Origin of the sequence: Vibrio sp. CCB-PB317 (assembly GCF_022808245.1) — a bacterium.
Classification (GTDB): Bacteria; Pseudomonadota; Gammaproteobacteria; order Enterobacterales; family Vibrionaceae; genus Vibrio; species Vibrio diabolicus.
Genome location: NZ_JALGNU010000002.1, coordinates 1763545 through 1788190 on the forward strand (window position 1 = coordinate 1763545; position 24646 = coordinate 1788190).

At 46.0% G+C, this 24646-nt stretch carries 18 protein-coding genes; 11 read left to right on the top strand and 7 right to left on the bottom strand.

All coding sequences use genetic code 11. The features are described 5' to 3' along the window. The first annotated feature begins 9 nt into the window (after positions 1 to 9). The gene (locus MTR11_RS16870; RefSeq protein WP_243328086.1) at positions 10 to 621 is read left to right on the top strand and encodes a DUF2913 family protein; all 612 of its coding nucleotides are present in this window, start codon (positions 10 to 12) and stop codon (positions 619 to 621) included. A 74-nt stretch (positions 622 to 695) separates the two neighbouring features. Here the strand turns inward: MTR11_RS16870 and MTR11_RS16875 are convergent, their stop codons facing one another. Together MTR11_RS16875 and MTR11_RS16880 are read right to left on the bottom strand one after the other, a co-directional pair. Continuing rightward, positions 696 to 2096: a tryptophanase gene (locus MTR11_RS16875; RefSeq protein WP_048624681.1), complete on the bottom strand. Its 1401-nt coding sequence runs from the start codon at positions 2094 to 2096 to the stop codon at positions 696 to 698. Between the two features lie 299 nt (positions 2097 to 2395). Continuing rightward, positions 2396 to 3640 (bottom strand): NADH:ubiquinone reductase (Na(+)-transporting) subunit B, encoded by a 1245-nt coding sequence (locus MTR11_RS16880; protein ID WP_047007977.1) that lies wholly within the window; start codon positions 3638 to 3640, stop codon positions 2396 to 2398. A 162-nt stretch (positions 3641 to 3802) separates the two neighbouring features. On the opposite strand from MTR11_RS16880, the gene MTR11_RS16885 reads away from it, so the two are divergent. From MTR11_RS16885 to MTR11_RS16895, 4 genes are all read left to right on the top strand, one after another. Further along, the gene (locus tag MTR11_RS16885) at positions 3803 to 5191 is read left to right on the top strand and encodes a cytochrome ubiquinol oxidase subunit I (RefSeq protein WP_243328087.1); all 1389 of its coding nucleotides are present in this window, start codon (positions 3803 to 3805) and stop codon (positions 5189 to 5191) included. A gap of 10 nt (positions 5192 to 5201) precedes the next feature. Beyond that, positions 5202 to 6200, top strand: coding sequence for a cytochrome d ubiquinol oxidase subunit II (gene cydB / locus MTR11_RS16890; RefSeq protein WP_243328088.1), 999 nt, complete (start codon positions 5202 to 5204; stop codon positions 6198 to 6200). Beyond that, the gene (locus MTR11_RS24225) at positions 6200 to 6298 is read left to right on the top strand and encodes a DUF2474 family protein (RefSeq protein ID WP_134645372.1); all 99 of its coding nucleotides are present in this window, start codon (positions 6200 to 6202) and stop codon (positions 6296 to 6298) included. Before cydB ends, MTR11_RS24225 begins: the two co-directional genes overlap by 1 nt. 76 nt (positions 6299 to 6374) lie before the next feature. Further along, positions 6375 to 6779, top strand: a complete 405-nt coding sequence (locus tag MTR11_RS16895; RefSeq protein WP_243328089.1) for a cystatin — start codon at positions 6375 to 6377, stop codon at positions 6777 to 6779. A gap of 47 nt (positions 6780 to 6826) precedes the next feature. On the opposite strand, the gene lhgO is transcribed toward MTR11_RS16895, so the two are convergent. The 3 genes from lhgO to MTR11_RS16910 all read right to left on the bottom strand — a co-directional run bounded on the left by lhgO (position 6827) and on the right by MTR11_RS16910 (position 11284). Continuing rightward, on the bottom strand, positions 6827 to 8053 hold the full coding sequence (gene lhgO / locus MTR11_RS16900) for an L-2-hydroxyglutarate oxidase (RefSeq protein ID WP_243328090.1): 1227 nt from the start codon (positions 8051 to 8053) through the stop codon (positions 6827 to 6829). Between the two features lie 8 nt (positions 8054 to 8061). Continuing rightward, complete coding sequence (locus MTR11_RS16905; RefSeq protein ID WP_182036949.1) at positions 8062 to 10185, bottom strand: TRAP transporter permease; 2124 nt, start codon at positions 10183 to 10185, stop codon at positions 8062 to 8064. Between the two features lie 88 nt (positions 10186 to 10273). Further along, positions 10274 to 11284 carry a TAXI family TRAP transporter solute-binding subunit gene (locus MTR11_RS16910; RefSeq protein WP_005374185.1) on the bottom strand — a complete coding sequence of 337 codons (1011 nt, stop codon included), beginning with the start codon at positions 11282 to 11284 and terminating at the stop codon, positions 10274 to 10276. An 835-nt stretch (positions 11285 to 12119) separates the two neighbouring features. Between MTR11_RS16910 and brnQ the strand changes: the two genes are divergently transcribed. Together brnQ and MTR11_RS16920 are read left to right on the top strand one after the other, a co-directional pair. After that, a complete protein-coding gene (gene brnQ, locus MTR11_RS16915) occupies positions 12120 to 13430 on the top strand; it encodes a branched-chain amino acid transport system II carrier protein (RefSeq protein WP_104970290.1) in 1311 nt (436 codons plus the stop codon). A 103-nt stretch (positions 13431 to 13533) separates the two neighbouring features. After that, a complete protein-coding gene (locus tag MTR11_RS16920; protein WP_134645368.1) occupies positions 13534 to 14742 on the top strand; it encodes a sensor domain-containing diguanylate cyclase in 1209 nt (402 codons plus the stop codon). Between the two features lie 45 nt (positions 14743 to 14787). Here MTR11_RS16920 and MTR11_RS16925 read toward each other — a convergent pair whose 3' ends face one another. Further along, positions 14788 to 16137, bottom strand: a complete 1350-nt coding sequence (locus MTR11_RS16925) for a sigma-54-dependent transcriptional regulator (protein ID WP_006741248.1) — start codon at positions 16135 to 16137, stop codon at positions 14788 to 14790. A gap of 169 nt (positions 16138 to 16306) precedes the next feature. Here MTR11_RS16925 and MTR11_RS16930 point away from each other — a divergent pair, with 169 nt between their 5' ends. From MTR11_RS16930 to MTR11_RS16940, 3 genes are all read left to right on the top strand, one after another. Continuing rightward, on the top strand, positions 16307 to 18379 hold the full coding sequence (locus MTR11_RS16930) for a sensor histidine kinase (RefSeq protein WP_104972226.1): 2073 nt from the start codon (positions 16307 to 16309) through the stop codon (positions 18377 to 18379). A gap of 213 nt (positions 18380 to 18592) precedes the next feature. Beyond that, positions 18593 to 19720, top strand: a complete 1128-nt coding sequence (locus MTR11_RS16935; RefSeq protein ID WP_243328091.1) for a conjugal transfer protein TraF — start codon at positions 18593 to 18595, stop codon at positions 19718 to 19720. A gap of 191 nt (positions 19721 to 19911) precedes the next feature. Continuing rightward, positions 19912 to 21303, top strand: coding sequence for a glycoside hydrolase family 1 protein (locus MTR11_RS16940; RefSeq protein ID WP_243328092.1), 1392 nt, complete (start codon positions 19912 to 19914; stop codon positions 21301 to 21303). Positions 21304 to 21402: 99 nt separating this feature from the next. Here the strand turns inward: MTR11_RS16940 and MTR11_RS16945 are convergent, their stop codons facing one another. Then, entirely contained in the window at positions 21403 to 23439 is a 2037-nt protein-coding gene (locus MTR11_RS16945) for a PhoX family protein (protein WP_243328093.1), read from the bottom strand. 266 nt (positions 23440 to 23705) lie between these two features. On the opposite strand from MTR11_RS16945, the gene MTR11_RS16950 reads away from it, so the two are divergent. Next, positions 23706 to 24044 carry a YggL family protein gene (locus MTR11_RS16950; RefSeq protein WP_005374208.1) on the top strand — a complete coding sequence of 113 codons (339 nt, stop codon included), beginning with the start codon at positions 23706 to 23708 and terminating at the stop codon, positions 24042 to 24044. Positions 24045 to 24646: the final 602 nt, after the last annotated feature.

Here is a 24646-nt window from a genome sequence, read left to right on the forward strand (position 1 = left end):
TCGAGTGTAATGCAAAATTCTAAGCAGGCAAGACAGTCTACAGATGCTAACCAACTTCTGAGTGAGCTTGCGGTTCACGCTTTATTGCACCTGCACTTTAAAATTCACGCGTCCTCGCATGGCCTCTCCCTTAAAGAACGTAATGACTTACTTCAGAAATGGCTGAAACCAAAACTGAAGAGTAATCGCTATAAGCTGATTAAAAAGCCGTTAAAATCTTTGACTCAGCAGGCAAAAGGTGAGAACGGAAATCTGGAAGCATTACTCGAGCGCTGTGTCGGTGCAGACAAACCCAGCAATCCTCAACCCGATCTAGATAGCTACTTGCTGTTGATTAACGAGATTGAGAAGAAGTTGGGGACTACCGTATTATTATCTCGACCGGAAGACGTCGACTTATCTCACGACCAACACGGCTGTTTACTATGTGTGCTTTCTGAGAACTTAAATCAGCATTTCGATGATAATAACGCCCTAATCGCTCCTATTTCGATGCTGTTCCGTGGACCAATGAGCCAACGTTCACTTTTCCTTGGCAGCATTTACGCCAGTGGTACATTCAATTATGAAGTGCAGTACCAGGACGATCAGTTCGTTCGCATTACATTAGAGTTGGCGTAACTGTAACGCTAAGAAACAAATCGAAAAAGGCCGCGAAACTCGCGGCCTTTTGCTTTTATATATTCAAACCTTAATTAATCGATTTCTTTAAACCGAGCAGTAAAGTGGCGCAGCACTGGTGGTTCATACTCAAAAGTGAGCCCTTTTAACTCATGTGCACGATTTTTCAGCTCGATAATCGCATCCGCAATGTAATCCATATGGTCGTTGGTATAGACGCGGCGTGGAATGGTCAAACGCATTAATTCTAACTCTGACGCTTTTTGTTTACCCGTATCAGGGTCACGACCAAGCAGTAGTGATCCTATCTCTACTGCTCGAATACCCGCCTCCAAGTACAAGGCATTACACAATACCTGCGCAGGGAACTGATCCGTTGGAATATGTGGCAAAATCTTAGCGGCATCCACAAACACTGCGTGACCACCCGTTGGGTATTGAATTGGAATACCGCCTTCACGTAAGCGCTCACCTAAGTATTGAACTTGGCTAATTCGGTAGTGAAGAAAATCTTCATCTGCCGCTTCATACAAACCGCGAGCGAGCGCTTCCATATCACGCCCAGCCATACCACCGTATGTCACAAATCCTTCCATGGGTACACAACGTGTCTGCACTGCTTGGAACAACTCTTTATGATCACGAATACAACACATACCACCAATGTTTACCATCGGGTCTTTCTTAGCCGACATGGTGAGCATGTCACCGTATTGGTACATCTCGCGAATGATTTCCAGAATCGATTTATCTTCGTACCCTTCTTCACGCTGCTTAATAAAGTAGGCGTTCTCACAGTAACGAGCCGAGTCAATCACCACTGGAATATCGTACTTGGTTGCAATCTCGTACACGCTGCGCATGTTTTCCATCGACACAGGCTGGCCACCGGAGCTATTACAAGTAATCGTGGTGATAATCGCACAAATGTTATGTGAACCGTGCGCTTCAATTGTTGCCACCAGCTTATCGATATCAAAGTTGCCCTTCCAATCATAAGGCGTAGTGGTGTCGAATGCTTCTTCCGTTACCACGTTAATTGCTTTACCGCCATTGAGCTCGATGTGACCCGCGGTGGTATCAAAATGGTAGTTCGATATAAATACTGGCGTTTCACCACCACGCACTTGACGCATACGCTCAATCAAAGCTGGGAACAAAATTTGCTCGGCACCACGCCCTTGGTGCGCAGGCACGGTGAGCTTGTAACCAAAGAAGTGCTCTACTGCATCACACAGGTTGTAGTAATTTCGGCTACCCGCATAGGATTCATCCCCCATCATGATGCCAGCCCACTGATTATCACTCATGGCACCAGTGCCAGAGTCAGTCAGCAAATCGATATAAACATCATCACTACGAAGAAGAAATGGGTTATAACCCGCTTCTTTTAACGCGACTTCACGGTCTGCCAAAGTGGTCATTTTGATTGGCTCAACCATTTTGATACGGAAAGGTTCTGGAATACGTTTCATTGTTAATTTCCTTATACGCATTGCCCTACGCGCTATCACGTAAGACTAAAAAAACAAATAGATAAAATGCTTTTCAATGCGGTTGCATTGAGGAAATCAACGAGAAGAGATTTTACTAAGAAGAGACAAGCAGTAGTCTAGGTTGTACCAGAACGACAGCACCAAACGGCTATCGAGAATATCCTTTATTCTCATCGTCTTCGTCCTCCTGATAAAAATAAAAAGCCAGAAACCCCATGTTTCTGACCTTTTCAATATAGTGCAGTTTTCAATCAACTTTCAGTGAAGTCACCCTCATTTTAAGAAGGTCTCGCCCTTTTCATTCTGCGTTTTATATTACTTTCTTTGACTAAATAATCGAAAAGTGGCGCGAATAAGTTAGCAAATAGAATCGCTAACATGATGCCTTCTGGATAAGCTGGGTTCAGCACTCGGATAAAAATCGTCATCACACCGATTAATAGTCCGTATGCCCATTTACCGCCATTGGTAAAAGCCGCCGAGACAGGATCTGTCGCCATAAAGAAGGTACCAAACGCGACCCCACCAATCACGAAGTGCCAGTAAAACGGCATGGAGAACATTGGGTTAGAGTCCGAACCGATCGCATTCAATAATAATGAAGCCGCCACTAAACCAACCAACACGCCTGCAACGATTCGCCACGACGCTATCTTCATAAAGATAAGAATAAAGCCTGTTAATGCAATCAACAGCGTGGAGACTTCACCCATCGAGCCTGGCAAATTACCAACAAGAGCATCTCCCCATGAAATTGGCTGTCCCGTCATACTATTTATCAAGGCACTTTGTCCACCTTCATACCATTGGCTCAGCGGTGTAGCGCCAGAGTAACCATCTGCCGCAACCCAAACAGCCCCGCCAGACATGTTAGCGGGATAAGCGAAGTACAAGAAGGCTCGCCCTGCTAGTGCCGGGTTTAAGAAGTTTCGCCCCGTACCACCGAAAATCTCCTTCGCCACAACAATACCGAAAGTGATACCTAAAGCCGCTTGCCACAGTGGAATTGTCGGAGGAAGGATCAGCGCGAATAGTATAGAGCTGACAAAAAAGCCTTCGTTCACCTCATGCTTTCGAACAATAGCAAACAGAACTTCCCAGAAACCACCAACGATAAACACCGTCGCATAAACCGGAATAAAGTAAGTGGCGCCAAGCCACATTTTACTTGCCCACCCCGCCTGTGAAACCGCATCTAACGAGCCCCATACCCAACTCAGTTGCCACGAAGAGGCCAGCGCTTGCTGAGCTGAGGCTTGATCCATTCCATACAACAAAGCATCGCTGGACTGCTGACCTATGTTGTACATACCCCAGAACATGGCAGGGAAGACCGCCAGCCACACCATGATCATAATACGTTTTAAATCGATGCTATCTCGAACGTGAGTCATGCCCTGGTTAACCTTACCAGGCGTGTAAAAAATGGTTTCGACAGCTTCGAACAATGGATAGAACTTGTGATACTTCCCACCTGGGCCAAACTTAGGTGTCGCTTTCTCAAAGTAGTGTTTAAGGCTCATAACAACTCCTCCTTTATCTAAAAGATGGTACGCACTGCCGTAAAAAGCGATCGTTTTTTAATCTCTTAGCCTTCCTTCTTCGTATTCCATTTTGTTCGTCGCTCCTCCCTCATCTCTTCTAATTCGGCGAACTGTTAATTCGAAACTTAAAAGGGAATGCCCATGGATACACTCGCCATCGATTTAGCCAGATTCCAATTTGCCTTTACTGTCTCTTTCCACATCATTTTTCCAGCGTTTACGATTGGTTTGGCAAGTTACCTCGCCGTGTTAGAGGGCTTGTACTTAAAAACGGGCAACAAACAGTACATGCAGATATATAAATACTGGCTCAAAATCTTTGCCATCAGTTTTGGTATGGGTGTGGTAAGTGGCATCGTGTTGAGCTATCAATTCGGGACCAACTGGAGCGTATTTGCCGACAAAACAGGCCCAGTCTTAGGCCCGTTAATGGGATATGAAGTTTTCACTGCGTTTTTCCTCGAAGCGGGGTTTTTAGGCGTGATGCTCTTCGGTATGGATAAGGTAGGCAAGAAGCTTCACTTCACAGCGACTTGTATTGTTGCATTCGGGACGTTTTTGTCTGCGTTTTGGATACTTTCGGTCAATAGCTGGATGCAAACACCAACGGGCTACAGTATCAACGAAGCCGGACAGTTTATCCCAGAAGATTGGTGGGCGATTGTCTTCAACCCTTCCTTCCCTTATCGGCTCGTTCATATGTTGCTCGCCGCTTACCTCACTACCGCCTTTGTTGTAGCGGGCGTTGCCGCTTATCACTTACTAAAAGCAAACCATAATCCACTAGCCAGAATTATGTTCTCGATGGCAATGTGGATGGCAGCCATCGTGACACCAATTCAAATCGTTGCTGGAGACATGCATGGATTGAACACCCTTGAACATCAACCCGCCAAAGTTGCCGCGATGGAAGGGCACTATGAGTCTCACCAAGGCGCGCCATTGATCCTCTTCGGTATCCCTAACGATGAAGAAAAACGTATGGAATACGCACTGGAAATCCCCAAACTCGGTAGTTTGATTTTAACTCATGACCTCAACGGTAAAGTGAAGGGATTAGATGCTTTTCCAGAGGAGGAACACCCTCCTGTCTCTATCGTTTTCTGGTCTTTCCGAGTAATGGTCGCGCTTGGTTTTGGCATGCTTGTTATTGGTTTGTGGAGCCTATGGCTAAGAAAGCGTCGCAAACTTTTTGATTCAAGGGCACTTCAACGTATTTGTGTCCTGTTTGCCCCAGCGGGGTTCATTGCAGTTTTAGCAGGCTGGATAACCACCGAAGTCGGTCGACAGCCTTACACCGTATACGGTCTTTTAACCACAGCCAATTCGGCATCGTCTATTGATGCCGCCGCGGTGAGCGTCTCCCTGACGGCGTTCATCGTGGTTTATTTTGTGATATTTGGAGCTGGCTTCTTCTATCTCCTACGTTTGATGCGCAAGTCTCCAACTCGATATGAAGAAGGCTTAGACAGCCGACTTCCTGATGGCACGAAAACCGATGCCATCACACATTCTAACCATCTAACCTAGGAGCTAACTCATGGATTACGCATTAATTTGGTACGCTTTGATTGGGCTCGCCGTTCTGATTTATGTCGTGTTAGATGGCTTTGATCTCGGTATTGGTATCCTATTCCTCAGCGCTAATGACGATGAAGAGCGCGACATGATGATGAACAGCATCGCTCCTGTTTGGGATGGGAATGAAACTTGGCTAGTTCTTGGCGGTGGTGGGCTTTTTGCCGTGTTCCCCCTCGCCTACGCGGTCATTATGCCAGCACTCTATGCTCCCCTGATTTTAATGCTGCTCGGGTTAATTCTGCGCGGGGTTTCTTTTGAGTATCGCTTCCGAACACAACGCGGACAGTTTTTATGGGATAGCGCTTTTTTCATTGGTTCACTCACCGCGGCATTGATGCAAGGCATTATGCTCGGAACCCTGCTCCAAGGTATAGAGGTTAGTGAACGAGCATACGCAGGTGGATGGTTTGATTGGCTTTCGCCATTTAGCGTATTTTGTGGCTTGGCGCTTGTTTGTGCTTATATTCTGCTTGGTTCATGCTGGTTATTAATCAAGCTTCCAGAAGAGCTGATGGGGCGTTACTACGTGGTCGCGCGACGATGGGGGCTAGCAATGGTAGCCTGTATATTCATCGCCAGTTTGTGGTTGCCATTGAGCCAACATATCGTCTTTGAACGTTGGTTCTCATTACCAAACTCGCTGCTGTTTTTCATCTTACCAATTATTGCAGCGGCACTCATTTGGCAGCTATTCAAAGCCTTACTCGACCACAAAGCTGTTCGTGCCTATGTACTTGCCATCGGCCTGTTTCTTGTTTCCGCGATGGGTTTCGGGGTCAGTACATTTCCTTACTTGGTCCCATTCGCACTCACTTATCAAGACGTCGCCGCGCCAGATAAAAGTTTGGCATTTTTACTTGCCGGTGCGGTGGTATTACTTCCTCTTATCATAGCCTACACGGCTTATTCGTATTGGGTTTTCCGCGGTAAGATGAAACGTGGAGAGGGATATCACTAATGAAACTAAAACCCATTTTGTGGTTCATTGGCATTTGGCTGGCAAGCGTGGTCGCCTTGTTTATCGTCAGTTCGCTGATACGAACTGCGATATTGTAGACCAAGAGTCTACTGCACCACATCTGAAGTCATTGAGGTCTATACTCAAGCAAGAGTAAAGCAACGGAGTGTTTTTATGACCTTAAAGCAGATTCTGGCAACTTTGATTCCTTTGACAGGTCTACTGTTTTCACCAAATGCATTGTCCGTAGACAAGCAGATGTCATCCGCCATGAAAGGTAAAATGCGGTCTATTTGCTCCACAACAGACAAACAGGGCCATTGGCAACTTGCTCAAGCAACTCCTGACGCCAGACGCTCACTCAACATGGTGCTTTATCAAATGAATGCCGATGATAAATTGAAAGCAATTCATGAGGTGAGAACGAAAATGGTCGGCGGCACCCATTATGCGTTTGAGTTCGAGTTGCAAGATGGCCAAGTCTGGAACGCGATAGTCTTGCACAGTGCCCGAGGCGATTACATGATCGAAAGACACGCTAAGAAAGGCGAACTCTGCCCTAAAGAAGGCGAGTCATAAAACCTCGCTTCAAATATAGCAAAGGCGACAGTTACGTCGCCTTTGTTTTATACCGTTTTAGCCTCTATCTTCTCATTCACCTTATCGCAAATGTACTCCCCAATCGGCATTGCAGATGTCGCTGCGGGAGAGGGTGCGTTGCAAACATGCAGGCTTCTGGCGCTTTCGGCAAACAAGAAGTCATGAACCAAAGTGCCATCAGATAACACCGCTTGCGCACGAATACCCGCAGGATATGGTTTGAGATCTTCCACCTTGATGCTTGGGCAGTATTTATTGACCAGCTTGAGATAACCCGGCTTCCACCACGAGTTCTTAAACTCATCCAGTCCGGTTTTTAGATGCTTTTGTGTCACCTTCCAGAAACCGGAGAAACTGAGCATTTGCATGGTATCTTGCAAGCTGAAATTAACCTTGTTGTACCCTTCTCGCTTCCAACCTTGCACCGCATTTGGACCAACGGTCACGCTGCCATCAATCATACGCGTTAGGTGGACACCTAAGAATGGCAAATCAGGGTCGGGAATTGGATAAATAAGATGATTCACCACTTGATCGTGTTTGCTATCTAAGCGGTAGTATTCACCACGATAAGGGATGATTTGGAAATCGGTCGGAATAGACATCATCTTAGTCATGCGATCCGCCATCAAGCCGCTGCAAGTGATCAAGAATTTGGCATTGAGCTGCATGGTTTGACCGTCTGAAATGCAGGTCAGTTGGACTTCCTCATCCTTCTCTTCGGCAGCCACCACTTTGGTTCTCAGGCTGATTTGACCTCCGAGCTTTTTGAACTCTTCCGCCATCTGCTCAGTGACCAAACGATAATCGACAATACTGGTGGTTTTGACATAAATCGCGCCCAATCCCGTGATGTTTGGTTCAGCCAGTTTAAGTTGAACTTCATCGAGTAGCTTTACGTCGATGCCGTTGACATGACAGCGCTCATAAAGCGCATTCATGCGTTCGACTTCTTGCTCGTTGGTCGCAACCAGTAACTTGCCACAGTTCTCCACCGGAATATCGTGCTCGGCGCAGAACGAAATGGTTCGCTCTACCCCACGCTTACAAAAATCGGCTTTTAAGCTGCCCGGTGCGTAGTACACCCCAGCATGAATCACGCCGCTATTGTGTCCGGTTTGGTGCCTGGCAAAACCGGACTCTTTCTCAACTAATAAAATGGATTTGTCTGGGTGACGTTGCTGCAGTTGCCATGCTGTCGACACGCCAACGATACCGCCACCAACAATGATGTAGTCATAGACTGATTTCATACGACCTCTTATAAAACCGATAGTTGAGATTGTTGCAATTTGAACTTGCGACCACTGTAAATAAAAATCGCGACAAATACCGCGCAGCTTGCCACACGAACCAACATTGGTATGTCGTGCCAAACCAGCAATGTACCCACCACTACCAACAAGAGACGCGTAAGAATGTTTAGAGGGCCTTCTAAGTAGCCTTCAATCGCACCAATCAATGCATAAGTACCGATGATGGCAAAGAAGCCCACGGTAATGACTGACGTCACATCCCAACTGACTAAGCCTGTGTAAGCAATCAACAACGGCACAAGATACAAACCTTTGGCGATTTTCCACGCCATCAGACCGGTACGCATTGGCGGTGTTTTCGCGATGGTTGCCGCAGCAAAGGCGGTCAAACAGACTGGAGGCGTAACGTTGCTGTCTTGCGATAACCAGAAGATGATGAGGTGAGCGGCCAGCAATGCCAAGCCTACCGCTTCCATACCCAAACTTTGCTCTAGTAGGGTTTCCATAAAGTCCGCAGGTACTAGCGCCACCATTTCTTTCGCGGTTTCCAACGCCATTGGTGCATTAAGCAGTTCCAGCTTTTCTGGCGCTGCCAACATAAAGATGGCTTTTGCTTGTTCAGGCAATTGACCTGACACCATCAATTCAAGCAATTGGTTTTCCGCAATCAACTTGTAAAGCGCAGGGGCAGACAGTGTACCCAATACAATATACGCCGCTGTAACGGGTAAACCCATACCTAAAACAAGAGAAGCGAGCGCGATCAGAACGATCATGATGAACAAGTCACCATTCGCCCAGCCGTCGATCATCAATGAGAACGTGTTGCCAATGCCCGTTGTGCTGATCACGTTGATCACCAAACCAATACCCACCAGCAATACGGCGGTTGTCGCCATGTTTTTCGCACCTTGCGAAAGTGCTTCGATGATCGCTTTTGGTCCCATCTTATGATCTTTCGAAAACCAAGAAGCCACCACCACTGAAATGATCGACAAGCCCGCAGCGTAAGTTGGCGTAAAACCTTGAACCAACAAAGTGACCAATACCGCCAGTGGGATAAGGTTGTGCCAACCGCTGATCAACACTTTCAATAGAGATTCATCGCTGGTCGTGATTTTTTGAACGCCGCTACGTTTGGCTTCGATACGCACAAAGAACGCCACAGACAAGAAATAGATAAGAGCAGGAATGAAAGAAACGGCAATAATATCAACATAAGGAATTTGCGTGTAAGACGCCATGATGAAAGCGCCCGCTCCCATCACTGGTGGCATCAACTGACCACCTGTCGACGCCGCAGCTTCAACGCCCGCCGCGAAGCGCGAAGGAAAACCTGCTTTTTGCATCAAAGGAATACTGATAACACCGGTTGAAACCGTATTTGCCACGCTTGAGCCAGACACTGAGCCCATCAAACCGGAGCCAATCACTGCGATAAAACCCGGACCACCAATGATTTTTCCAGCCGCAGCACGTGCCACATTGATAATGTAATCACCGACACCAGAGCGAACAAGAAACGCCCCAAACAGAATGAACATGAACACGAAAGTCCAACTGATGCGCGAGATAGAGCCAAACATGCCCTCAGAAGAATAGAAGCTGCGGTAGAGCAAGGTTTCCATGCTCAAACCCGGGAAGTGGAAAATACCTGTCGCCCACTTACCCCAAAGCACAACGTAGCTCAAACACACCACAATCAGCACTGGAATAAACCAGCCCATGGTGCGTCGAATCAGCTCAATAACAATCAGAATTGCCATGATGGCGAAGACCCAATCGCTAGTCACGAACTTCACGCCACGTTCATACAGCGCATCTTCGGCATAGGGAATGTAGAGTAAACATGCGACCGCGCCCATGGCAATTAACACATCAATGCCGAGTGCAATCTTACTCTGCTTGAGGGAGATATGAGCCGGATACCAAAGCGCACAAATCACCGCAAAGCCAGCAAAGTGGGTCGCGGAAATCCATAACTCTGGTAACGTTGATAAGGTATTAAACCAAATGTGCAAAGCAGACAACACCACGCCAAACACTGTGATCGTGGTGGTTACCCACGGAAAATCAGTGCGCGTGGGCAGCTCAAACTTCTGCAATTCCTTTTCTATTGAGTCGCTCATCTCATACTCCAAGCTCTGGCGGCTTTTTCCATCTTAGAAATCGGTAGGGATAAAATGCCCCGAGCTGAAACTCGGGGCCAAGTTAGCGTTATTTCGCCATTAGGTCTGATGGGATTTCGATGCCCATTTCTTTGTAGTAACGCGCCGCACCTGGGTGAAGAGGCACTGGCAAACCAGCGATCGCTTTCTCAATCGCCATTGCTTTTGTTGCTTTGTGGATGCCTTGTAGGAAAGGCAGGTTCTCGTAGATCGCTTTGGTTAGCTGGTAAACGTCTTCTTCCGAGATATCTTCACGAACTGCCAAGAAGTTTGGCTGTGCAATGGTGGTGATCGGCTTATCTAGACCCGGGTACGTGTTCGCTGGGATCTCGTACTTCGTCCATAGGTTGTAATTGCCGTTCGCCTCTTTGATTTGTTCGTCAGTAAACGAAAGAATCGAAATGTCTTTACCCAGCGCAGCAAAAGCTTGGGTTACTGCACCAACTGGCACACCCGCAGGCGTGTTCATGCCGTCAATGGTGCCGTTTTGAAGTGCGCTCGCACTGCCGCCGTAGCCCATGTAAGCAAGATTGAATTTATCAGGATCTACCTTCAGACCTTTCATGATTTGACGACCAGAGTTCTCAGTACCAGAGTTCTTCTTACCGATAGAGAACTTCTTGCCATCTAGGTTGTTCAGGTCAGTCACTGTGCCAGTTTTTGCTAGGTCAGAGCGAACAATAAAGTGCTCAACGTTTTGCCACAGCATAGAGACTGAACGCAGTTGTTCTTGACGACCGCTCTTCTCATAAGGACCTTCACCAGACCAAGCCCAAGCACCGTAAAGACCTTGTAGGATCGCGAACTGTGCTTCGTTCTCGTTCAGCAGTTTAACGTTTTCACCAGAGCCCGCAGAGCTGATTGCAGAAAGGGAGAAGTGGTGCTTTGGTGCCAATTTCACTTTGCTTAACGTCGCCAACGCTACGCCCACAGGGTAGTAAGTACCACCTGTCGATGCCGTTGCAAGAATGTAGCTACGATCTTCTGCCGCAGCGTTAGCAGCAATACCAAAAGAAGTTACAGCGACAGCCAAAGCTTTTACCAGCTTATTCATTTTCATTATTACTCTCCGTGTAGTCGTTTCACGATTGGGGATTTACATCATGTTAAATCTTTATTAACAACACATTCCCTAGAGCAATTGAAATGCCAACTTTTAACCCTTTGTATTTATTGAACTAAGTGCTGAAAGACATCAGAAATGAGCAAAATCATGCTGATTTGATAGCAAAGTAATGAGCAAGATCTTGCTCATTGAAGAGAAGGAGGTTGCACGCCTAGAGCGCAAAAGGTTAATAAAATGTGATCAACACAAAATAAATGCACGATTGGCTGATAAGCAATATTTTGCCGATGCAATTTTGGATTGAACTGCAACTAATGAGCGTCTTAACAATAAGAAGAAAAAGCGCATCATTCTAAACTGCTCACTTTATCAGCGGAGGTTTATAGCCTAAACGACTACAAATAGCACAAAAATACAGCAAAACAAGCCATGTTACAGAAATGAAAAGTCATTTATTCTAATTTTGAATTTAAAAAGCAGTTCGATCCACCAGTTCAGAAACAAACATTGACCGTATCAACTTATTTTCTACTTCGGGGTTGTGCCAATAGCCTCATGTTCGTTAGGGTAACAACACGCCAAGGCAAACGTATTCCTTGGTTTTTTTCGTCATTAAGGATCACCCATGTCAGCAACTGCGCAATTACAATTCGCTTTAAAACGCCCATCTGGCGTTGCTGCTGCGCCCCTCCTGCTCTCTCTGAAACTGATTCAGAGCTGACAGGCTATATCTAAACTTTCTGTCAGCTTGAGAAGAAGCTGACGGGAACACCACATACTCCTCCCATTCCTTTCAGTTTCTTCCAAGCGAAACATAAGAGGAATAACAATGTTAAGCGCACGTAATATCGCCGCTTTGGGCTTCATGACTTTCGCCATGTACTTAGGCGCAGGTAACCTGATCTTCCCTCCATTTTTGGGTTATCAAGCAGGTGAAAACTTTCTGAGCGGGATGTCTGGCTTCCTCTTAACAGGCGTAGGTCTGCCTGCAATGGCGCTGGTGATGGTCGCTATCGTAAACGGTTCAGACAAATTAACCGCCGCCCTACCTAAACCTTTGGCGACCAGTTTTTGGGTGATGGTATTTATCGTGATTGGCCCTGCATTCGTGATTCCGCGCGCAATTACCGTGGCTTACCAATTCAGCTTTGCGCCAATGTTTGGTGATGCAGCTTTGGTGCCTTTCACTATTGCCTTCTGTGCCATCACCATTCTATTTGCCCTATATCCGGGTAAGTTGGTCGACAACCTAGGCAAGATCTTAACGCCTGCATTGATGGCTATCTTAATCATCATGTCTGTGACTGCTTTGGTTTCTCCTGCAGGCGAGCTAACTGCCGCAACGGGACCATACGTATCTGGTGCATTTGCTGAAGGCTTGACTCAAGGCTACATGACAATGGACGCGCTAGGCTCTATCGGTTTTGGTTGGATTATTTTCCGTGCGATTCGCAGCATGGGTGTGGATTGCCCGAAAGCCACCGCAAAATACACGCTAATCGCAGCTTTGATGTACGCGGTTGCCATGGCATTTGTTTACATCTCATTGGCTTACATTGGTTCGACGAGCTCGTACTTGGGTTCTGAGTTCAGCAATGGTGGCGACATCTTAACGGCATTCACCTTCAGCCACTTCGGCGCATTTGGTTCACTATTACTTGGTGCCGTGATGGTATTGGCGTGTTTGACTACTGCTATCGGCGTAACCACCGCAGGCAGTGAGTTCTACGACAACACTTTCAGCAAAGTGAACTACAAAGGCTGCGTTATCACGACCATGGTATTGGCAGGTTTGATCGCCAACGTAGGTCTGGAGCAACTATTGGCTATCACATTGCCAGCGGTTGTGGCGCTTCACCCAGTAGCAATTGCGTTGATGATCATGGCACCAGTGCGCAACAAGATGTCGCAAATCATGGTCGTCGCGACGGCGTTCACTGCTCTAACGTTTGGTTGTGTTGATGCGCTGCACATCCTAGGTTACATGCCAGATTCCACCGATGAGTGGATGGGTAATTACATGCCTCTGTACAATGACTTTGCTAGCTGGATTATGCCTAGCGTATTTATGATGATTGTTGGTCTGCTGTTTACGACGAAAACCAACCAAACCGAACAATTCGAGCTGGTAAATGAATAGCCGTTTAACATAAGACATCACTCAATAAGTAAGTTAATATGTAGTTCGCTTATTGATATCAGGCAAAGGAGTTGCCTGAACTATGGATTGATGTGGAGCGCTTATGGACAATCAGTATTTAGACATCAGAACGCTCAACTTTATCGTTATTCTGTTCTCTTGCATTTACTCAATCAGTCTACTTTGTTACCAATACACACAGAAAAAAATCAAAGGCTTAAAGACTTTTTCTCTCTCGCTGTTATTTATTGGTTTTGGGCCTTTTTTACTGGGATTTAGAGGCTCCGCACCAGATTGGCTTACCATCGTCATAGCTAATACGCTCATATTAATCGGCTTCTTGCTTACGCTTTACAGCGTAAGCATTTTTCGTCAATTCCCTCTAAAACTGGCCCACTCACTCGCTTTTTTAACGCCCATTTTCAGCGGTTCGTTTTATTATTTCACCTTCCATGACCATTCAATTAAAAGCCGCATCATTTACTTAAGTGTTTATATCTGCATCGTTACGTTTTTTAGTGGGATCGCCATGCTGAAAGGCACCAAGCAAGACCAAAAACTCCCAACCATAGTGATGGCGTGCTCCTTCTTTTGCTTCAGTATTTTTATGGGCTTCAGAGCACTTTGGAGCGCTTTCGCCAATGAAGTGCCAAATTTTATGACCGCAGGTTTTATCCACCAGATGACGTTTTTACTTAGCATCTGTCTGATTGTCGCTATGAGCTTTAGCATGTTGTGGCTAATTAATGGCCGCTTGATACAGTCAATCAATGATCTCTCACATTTAGACGCCCTCACAGGGCTTCATAATCGTCGCGCGATGGAAGAAATTGTTCCAAATCTTGTTAATCAAGCGCACAAACGGAACCAATCAATAAGCATCATCATGACCGACATGGACGAGTTCAAAGCGATTAATGATCACTATGGCCATACGGTAGGCGATTCCGTCATGGCTACGATTGCCGCTATCTTTAAGAAACACCTCCCAGAGTCAGCTTGCACAGTACGATTTGGTGGTGATGAGTTCATGATTGTTTTACTTGAAAAAGCACAACGCGCCAAAATTGTTGCCGAGCAAATTCGCCTAGCGGTGGAAACTGAAGCCTCATTGCAGTCATTCGAAAATGAGATCACCATGAGCTTTGGAATCAGTGAGTTATCAGAGGGACAATCGCTTCACGAGGTCGTTGCTGAAGCAGACGAAGCGCTGTATAGCTCTAAACATACGGGCAGAAACCAAGTCACCTTGTTTGGAGAAGGGAAAGGCCTAACTTATAAGTTTGTCCCGACTCCCTCGAAAAGCGCATAATCATATTTGTGACGCCCATAGCGGTAAGTCAGCTTAAAAATTGCGTTAAGTATAATCAGAGCGATTTAAACCAAACTTTTGCATTTTTTGGTTAAGGGTTCGACGTGGTAAATCCAACTCCTGCATCACTTCATTGATGCGTCCGTGATGCCTGACCAATGAATCATGCAGCACCTTGCGCTCAAAATTATGTAATTGAATAACCAGTGGAACACCCACTTGCGTCTCCTCCGTGGTTGACGAAGGACGGCTAGAGAGAATTTCCATCACAGATACCGTTTCATCCAAAGCAAAACGCATAGCCACGTTTCGCAGCTCTCGAACATTCCCAGGCCAAGCGTAGGAAAGCACTGCGTTTCTGTCGGCATCACTCAATGGTCGGGTTTCAGGGTTAGTTTGCAAGGTGAAGTGCTCAAACAAAATCAGTGAATCTTCTTCTCTCTCCCTGAGTGGCGGCAAATAAATTTGCGCGACGTTGAGCCGATAGTATAAATCTTGCCGAAACTCTTCATGATCATTGAGATCTTCTTTCGCCGCCGCGATCACTCGTAAATCAACGCCGATCTGCTGATTCCCCCCCACTCTTTCAACGGTATGCTCTTGAAGCGCTCGCAGCACTTTCACCTGCATCGACAACGGCATGCTTTCTATCTCGTCAAAAAACAACGTGCCTTTATCGGCGTATTCCAACTTGCCGATGCGTCGTTTGTTTGCACCAGTGAACGCCCCAGCTTCGTGACCAAACAACTCACTCTCGAAAAGGTGTTCTGGAATCGCACCACAGTTTATCGGCACAAAGTGATGAGGTTTTCTTTGGCTTTCATTATGTAAACTGGTCGCCACCAGCTCTTTACCACAACCTGTTTCGCCGTAAATGATCACGTTAGTATCGATTTTCGCCAGTTTCGCAACTTGCTCGCGTAATTGCTGCATCACTCGACTTTGACCAATGAGCACCTCTTCTAAACCACTCACGCTAGCTAGATACTCTTGGCGGTGAAGCGTCGATGTTTGCGCGCGGTGGCTCTCGACCGCATCTGTCACACGTTGAGACAAACGCTCCGGCTGGAAAGGTTTTTCAATAAAATCAAACGCGCCGTTTTGTAGCGCATTCACCGCCATATCCACATCACCATGACCAGTAATTAGTATCATTGGTGTTGGAATGTGATTCGCAATAAGGCTCTCTAAAATTGAAATTCCATCAGTATCTGGCAAACGAACATCACTAACTATCGCATCAAACTCTTGGTTCAGAATGGCGGTTTTGCCTTCCTCCCCCGAGCTAAAAGCTATGACGTCAAACCCCGCCAATTGCAGCCATTGGCTTGTTGCTTGACGAACGATGTCATCATCTTCAATTAGGGCGATACGCGGAATGTCGTCAAAAGTCATGAGTTACTGCCTGATCGGTGATAGAAGTCTTTGCTAAAGTTAGCAAAAACCATGCTATAGAAAAGGAGCTAGATCCCACTTCTTAATCACAATTCTTTAACATCCAATCAGTTAAGCGCACTCTTTCACTACCAACTACGATAACTATATTCAGCCAAACGGAGTCCGAATGCAGCGCACTAAGAATGGGAAAATGTGGCTAACCGCCGTATTGATCAGTGCGCTGGTGATCTTTTTCTACGGTGCTAGCCGAGAGGTGGCCCATCAATGGCTGAGCGTCCAAACTCAACAAGAAGCACAACAGAAACTCCTCGACTACATTGGTGAAGTCCGCCGAGCATTAAAACGTTTCTATCACCTTCCCTATCTCGTCACGAATAACCCAGAAACAATTGCGTTTGTGAAAGGTAATTTAAACTACTACGAGCCACTTCAAGCACAACTGACACAGCTCGATAAAGCCGCGAATACAGAGGGCTGGTTGATACTTTCAACCTCGGGAGAAGTGTTGGTATCAAGTCTGATCGATGAACGGTTCAGCCGCTCTGACCGCCGTGCGATTGTCGAACAAATACAACGTCAGGGAGAAGGCGTCTCACTGGTGAATAAAACAAAAGGTTCTAGTCCCCTTTACTACCTCTCTGCACCAATTTTTGATGGTTTGGAGATAGCGGGCATCGTTGTTGTTCAAATCAACCTGAGTTTGCTAACGGAGCAGACCATCACCAGCCAAGACATCATCACGCTACAAAATCGCCATCAACGCTTCTTCCTCTCCAGCAGCACAAACTATAACGCCGACTGGTTTAATGAACCGAATAACCAAGTCAAAGTCGAAACTCAAACGCTGTATGACAATACGGTGATTCATTTCTGGACTCTCAATCAGCAGCGCTACTTTGCACACACAGTAAAGCTGGACGACTTAAACTGGTTTGTCAGTTACCTTATTCCGACCAAACCTGTTCAGCAAACGATTAGTGTCATTGGATGGAGCATCGCAGCGCTCCTCCTGCTCCTTATCCTGTTGGTGATCATTGGTTTACAGCGTCGACAAAAGCATCTCAATCAGCAGCGTATTCAAGCCTTACTAGAAGAATCGCAACGCCGACTTAAACAGATGATCAATAAAACACATGTTGGTTTGTTGTTGATTGATGAACAAGGTCTATTGTTCGACCTCAACCCAATGGCAAAACGCCTTTTTTGTCTTCCTGAAAGTGTGAATCGTCATACCTTCGCCTGGGAGTTATTTGATGCAGGTAATTCAAATTCAACCACACTCACTTTGCTTAGAGATCTGCCAAAGCATAAGGAACTGGCAGAGATTAGCGCTGTAGAAACCATGGCGCGACGAAGTGATGGCAGCGTATTTCCTGTACTATTTTCACTCACTAGCTTCCCATGGCACGGTGAGCAGTATTTCCTTGCTACCGTAATCGACATTAGCAAACGTAAAAAAGCGGAACAATCGCTGCAGCTGATTAACCAAGAGCTCGCTCAAAGGGTGGAAGAGCGAACTCAAGCTTTAAAACAAGCCCAAGAGCAATTGATTGAATCAAGCAAAATGGCAGCATTGGGCAGAATGTCGAGCGCGATTACCCACGAGTTAAACCAACCATTGACTGGCCTGCGTACCCTTTTAACCACCAACGAGTTGCTAGCAGAACGTGGACAAACAGACATGATGAAAGCCAATAACAAGTTAATTCAAAAGTTGATTGACCGCATGGCAAGCATGACCAGTCAGCTAAAAACGTTTGCCTACAATAAACCAGAAACACTGCACGAGATATCGCTGACAAACGCTTTAGAAGAGACGCTACGCGTCTATCAATCTCAACTCGCGAAGGTAGATGTTCGGGTACGCATTCCCAACGATTTACCCAATATCATTGGTGAAGAGCAACGCCTACAACAAGTGCTCGGCAACCTAATTTCCAACGCATTAGATGCGATGAAAGAGACCCAAGATCCCCAGTTAATGATTGCCGTTACACCCACTACCGATAATGTTGAGGTCGTGGTAAGTGATAATGGGTGTGGGGTACCTTCAGACCAACTCGATACCATGTTCGAACCTTTCCAAACCAGTAAAAAAATTGGTGAAGGACTGGGGCTAGGGCTTTCCATTACCGCCAACAATATGCGAGATATGCAAGGGAAAGTCAGTGCGCAGCTCAACGCTGATAAAGGCATGTCCTTCACCTTAATGTTTGAGCTCGCTCCTCATCGTAGCTAACCCAATACCATCCACCTCTTCAGCTTTTCTCCACACAATTAAAGAGCAATAAATCTTGATCAACTTTATAAAGCGAGTTGCCTAACCTACGCTTAACTTGATGAATCGCCACATGCTATTCATCAGCACAATTTTTGGTGGTTGACACCAAGTTTTAGCTCCCACCATCTAATTTATTGATAAGTAATTATTTAAAGTAAGAATGGATGCGTTATGAGAAAACTAACTTTAGCAGCAACAGGGGCGCTTTTTATTTTATCACCTCACGCTTTTGCAGCACCTTACGCAGCAGACGCTCGAAGTCACGGAATGGGAAATACAGGCGTCGTTTCCGCTGACTATTTAACCGCTCCTCTACACAACCCAGCCCTAGGCGCTCTCTATCGAGAAAATGACGATATCGGCCTACTCATTCCTGCTCTCGGCGTCAATATTCACGATGAAGATGAAGCTTTATTAGCCGTTGATGATGTTCAAGACCTTTACGATAGTATTCAGGGCATTCCCACACCTGCGAACGAAGCCGAACTTAATCGACTACTCGATCAATTAGATAAGAGTGCTCCAGTCGTCATTAATGGCGGTCTGAGCCTCGCGATTGCGATTCCGACACGCTACATGTCGGTAAACCTTTTTAGCGCTGGTTATGTGGAGATACTTGCGGCACCCGATATCTCAAATTCAACAAACACCGCAGATCGATACCTCAATTCTGCCGTCGACCTAGCGGCTTTCGGTAGTGCGGAATATGGCGTTGCCTTAGCTCGCGCATACACGATAGGTGGGCAGCAATTCGCATTTGGTATTACGCCCAAATACCAACAACTTAAAACCTATACGCAGCGTACAACACTAGATGACTTTGATATCGAGGATTACGACAAAAGTGAAGTATCAAAGAACACGTTCAATATGGATCTTGGGGTCGCTTGGTATCACAACGCATTTAGAGCTGGTCTCTCGTTAAAAGACGTCTTCGAGCAAGATATAGAAACAAAACTAGGCAACTATACCTACGAACTCACGCCACAAGCGACCCTTGGTATCGGCTATGTCGGGGATTATGTAGCTCTGAGCCTAGACGCCGATCTCACCAAACAAAAGCGCTTTAAAGAGCTCGACGATGACACCCAGTTTATTCGCGTTGGTATCGAGGGGAATGCTTGGGGATGGGCGCAACTCCGCGCTGGTTATGAAGTTGACCTAGAAAATAATCTCGATAACTCGGTGACAGGTGGCATTGGCATCAGTCCTTTTGATGTGATCAGTGTAGACCTAGCAGGGTCTTACGCTGGCGATAACCAGTTTGGCGCGGCGGCGAATTTAGCATTTACGTTTTGAATACGAATGCCAACCTAAATTCACTTAGGTTGGCATTGTTAACAACCATCCTATATCTCAATGTTTATCATTACTGACGTTTGGTGATGAACTGATAAAAACACGATCTCGCTACAAGTATCGAGATGTCTCCTACACTATTCTCAAGCAATAAATCCACAAACATTTCCTAGATATAAAGAGTGAGAAACATGATTAAGTTTCCAGATAATTTCCTTTGGGGTGGTGCCATTGCGGCAAACCAGGTAGAGGGGGCATACAACCTTGGGGGGAAAGGTTTATCAACATCAGATATGTTGCCAAACGGCATTCTAAGCCCGCATCAAACGCGTGAAGAACGAACGCCTGGTATCAAAGATCTTGCGATCGATTTCTACAATCGCTACCCAGAAGACATTGCCCTGTTTAAAGAGATGGGATTTACCTGTTTACGCTTATCCATCGCTTGGAGCCGTATTTTTCCTAATGGCGATGAGCTTGCGCCAAATGAAGAAGGACTGGCGTTTTACGACAAAATTTTTGATGAGCTAGCCAAACACGATATGCAACCATTTGTGACTCTTTCTCATTACGAGATGCCTTACGCCTTGGTTGAGAATTATGGTGGTTGGAGCGATCGTCGAGTGATCGAGTTTTTCGAGCGTTACGCTAAAACCGTGTTAGAACGCTACAAAGATAAGGTCAAACTGTGGCTTACCTTTAACGAAATCAACATGTCACTTCATGCGCCATTTACGGGAGTGGGCTTGCAAGAAGACGCCAGTGAACAAGACATTTATCAAGCGATTCACCACCAGCTTGTAGCAAACGCGAAAGCGGTAAAACTGTGTCAGCAAATCGTACCAAACGGCAAGATTGGTAACATGCTGCTTGGCGCAATCAACTACCCATACACCTGCAACCCTGATGATGTGCTTGCTGCTATGCATGAAAACAATAAGTGGTTGTTCTTCGGTGATGTGCAGACTCGTGGTCAATACCCAGGCTACATGAAACGTTACTTCCGTGAAAACGGCATTGAAATACAAATGGAAGCTGGCGACTTAGAAGAAATTGCCTCAGCAAGTGTCGATTTTATTTCCTTCAGCTACTACGCAAGTGGCTGTGCGAGTGCCGATCCGAAACAGAAAGAAGTGGGTAACATCGTCGATAGCGTACCAAACCCATACCTTGAAAAGAGCCAATGGGGCTGGTTGATCGATCCAAAAGGCCTGCGCGTTTTGCTTAACTTCCTTCACGATCATTACCAAAAGCCGCTATTTATCGTCGAGAATGGCTTAGGCGCTCGCGATGAATTCGATGAAAACGGGGAAATCCAAGACGATTATCGAATTTCATACCTTAATGATCATTTGGTTCAAGCACACGAAGCGATTCTTGATGGCGTTGAGTTGATGGGCTTCACCAGCTGGGGGCCAATCGACTTGGTGGCTAACTCAACAGCCGAAATGAGCAAGCGTTACGGTTATATTTATGTCGATCGTCATGATGATGGGCAAGGAACGCTAGAGCGTAAACGCAAGAAGAGCTTCTACTGGTATCAAGACGTGATTCGTACTTCAGGCGGTTCATTGAAAAGCTAAGCCTGTTGTCTGGATATAAAGTGCGACTAGGCATTCGCCTAAACCATCAAGCCCTGCATTTGCAGGGCTTGAATTTTAAGGTGTTAATGCATTTAGAGATTAAACTGCAATCTCTCCACCGTCTTCACGTCGAATGACAACCGTCGCCGCTCGTGGACGCACAGAAACACCAGCAGGCGTTTCTTCGGCGGCATCTTCACTGTATGGCCAGTTGCCTGGGTGCTGAATATTCACAAACAATGATTTGTAATCAGGGCTGATAGTAAAGCCTGTCACTTCACAACCATTTGGTCCAACAAAGAAGCGTTTAAGCTCCGCTTGGTTATCCGCACCAATCACTGCTTGGTCACCATTCTCATCTGTTAGCTTAGATGGCACAACGGCCAACATTTGATCATTAGTGTAAGACGTAACTTCATCTGCGCCGTTATCGGTCTGAATCCACAAAATACCACGGCCATCAAACGCTAATCCGTCAGGGCTAGCAAACTGGTTTAGCTCATTCAGGCCAGAACGGTTGGTATCTGCATCACCATTTGCTGGCGAACCAAAGACAAAAATATCCCAAGTAAAGTCTGTAGCTGAAGCCCCTTCATCCCAACGAATAACGTGACCAAACTTATTGTTCAAACGTGGGTTCGCAGGATTGGTTTCATCAGTACGGCGCGTATTATTCGTCAATGTTAAGTAAACCGAGCCTGTAAATGGATCAACCGTACACCACTCTGGGCGATCCATTGGAGTTGCCCCAACGAGGTCAGCCGCGCCTGCCGTATTAATGATAATTTCAGCCAATGAGTTAAAGTGATCCGCTAACGTACCACCAGATTTTGTTACGCTATCAAGCGTCAACGGTAACCAAGTACCTGTGCTGTCTTCATTGAAGCGCGCAACATACAGTGTGCCTTTGTCCATGTACTTGTCACCCATCGCCAAACGGTTATCAGGGTTAGCATCTGCTGGATCCCACGCTGCCGCAGATTCAAATTTGTATAGGTACTCAAAGCGAGAGTCGTGACCAGAGTAGAATACCACTGGTTTGCCTTCTTCAAGCTTACCAAAAGTACAGCCTTCGTGACGGAAACGACCTAGTGCAGTACGCTTCTTCGCACGCGAGTTTTGCGTGTAAGGGTCTATTTCGACGATGTAACCGTGACCATTGGCTTCATTACGGTAATCATCCATTGCACTTGCTCCTGTTGGAGCCACATTAAAGCGAGAGAACTCATCGAGACGCTCTTCTGCATTTCCTGCAAGTGTTTCCCACAAGTAGCGTGTGCTTTGGTCATCAACACCAATGCGATCTTGTTCTTCTGTACGAGTCCCGGCGTTAACAAAGTAACCTGGCCAGTTCTCTTCACAAGTTAAGTAAGTGCCCCAAGGCGTGTAGCCGTTGCCACAGTTGTTTAACGTACCACGTGCTTGGCTACCATCTGGCGAGAAACGAGTGACGGTTAGTGACGTGTGCGCCACTGGGCCAGATAAGTCCATTGCTGTCGCACCAGTGTAACGGCGGTTTAGTGGATCAGTATCGACTAGCTTCCACATGTTATTTTCAAGCTGAATACGAACCACTGACACACCGTGCGCGTTAATCTCTTTACGCACTTCATCTACAATGGTACGTACGCCATTTTCAACCGTCGGACCGTTTGGATGCAGTGCTGATGTATCAATGTACTCGTGGTTAATACATAGCAAGCCATCTGTGGTGCTATCGTTCAATGGGAAAAAATGCATGCCGTCATGGTGCATGCCTAGCGCATTTAACTGATCGGTACTGGTGTTGGTACCATCATTTTGCCATGCGCTGCCTTGTGCATTAAGTGGTGTTCCCCAAGGTACCAATACTTGTGCAGTGTAGCCTTGTGGAGTTGAAACGGCGTCAGTGAGTGAGCCAGGGATAGATTCAAAGTTAAGAACGGCTTTAGATACGCCCGAGCCACTGCTTACTGTACTCCCTGAGTCCGATGAATTACAACCAGCCAACCCGAAAGCACCAAACGCTGTCATCGCACTGATGCCTAAACCACCTTTCAGAATGCTGCGTCGAGATAGGCTCGCTTCTAATACTTCTTCAAATGGTTTGTTTTCACTTTGGTTATAACGCGTCGCGTCAAAGGTTTCCTTGCTCATTTTTACTTTCCCGATCTTATAGTTTAATTAATAAATAAGTGATTAGTTGAACGGCAAGAAGTTTGGAGAAGAAAAATGACAAAAGTGCTTAAAACATATGAAACTTGTGTTTCAGCAGTTCAGCAAACTCAGCAGCGTTACCAATTGAGCAATTAAGTTTTGGTCACATAATCACCAACTGTATCGCTTCATTCTGATTTTACTTGGGCTAAAGTGTGATAGAAGGTATAAGGTGTACGAAATCAAATCATCTACGAGAGATAATCATGAAATTAGACAAGATCGATAACAAGAGCCGTCGTATCCGTAAAAAGCTGTTCTTAGGTGAGTTCGCAATCCTAGGTTTCGAGATCAGCTGTGAAACAGACATTAACGACTTCGACCGTTACGATGCATTCGTTGATGACTTTATCGACTACATTGACGAGCTTGGTCTTTGCTTCGGTGGCGGTGGTCTAGAACTGTTTGAAGGCTTCCTATGTTCTACTGACCGTTACGGCAGTGCGACTGAAGAACAGAAAGCGCAAGTTATCAAATGGTTAGAAGCACGCCCAGAAGTGAAAAGCGCGCAAGCGGGCGAACTAGTTGACGCCAACTACCTGTAACTAAAGGGCAACCTGTAATACGCAGAGCTCAGTAAATGGTAGAGAAAGCTGGTCTTAAGACTGGCTTTTTTATTTTTGGAAGTGTGTGATAGTAAAAGTAGAGTTCTGGGAGGTTGTACGGAGTGAATGTGATTGTGGCGTTTTTGAGCTGGCAATCAGCGGGAAACGGCGTTCCACTGCCAGCTCGTGCCTTTAGGTATCATTAACTATGATTTTTTAGCTGGTGCGTCTTTCGTGTCTTTCCAGTATTGAATACGCACACGATGTAGCTGAGCTCTTCTAGTCTTTTTCATAGTAAAATCCCTCATCTTATATAAGTAACGCTCCTTATGGAGCTTATTGTCTAAGGTCGAATCCCCTTCAATCTATAAGGGAACCAATTATTTAACCGTGACCAATTTCACAACATAATGATAATTACCGATTTCTTGCAGTCATCTTTGACTAGTAAACGGCGTATTATCTCTCTGACACGGTTAACTTACTCACCAGATATGACAGAAAAATGGCAATCAAGTTCCCTATATTATCTGTCACTGAATCTTAATAATGATTCCTGAAAAATTTTGCAAGTAAGATATCAATTGCCCATCACTTTCAAC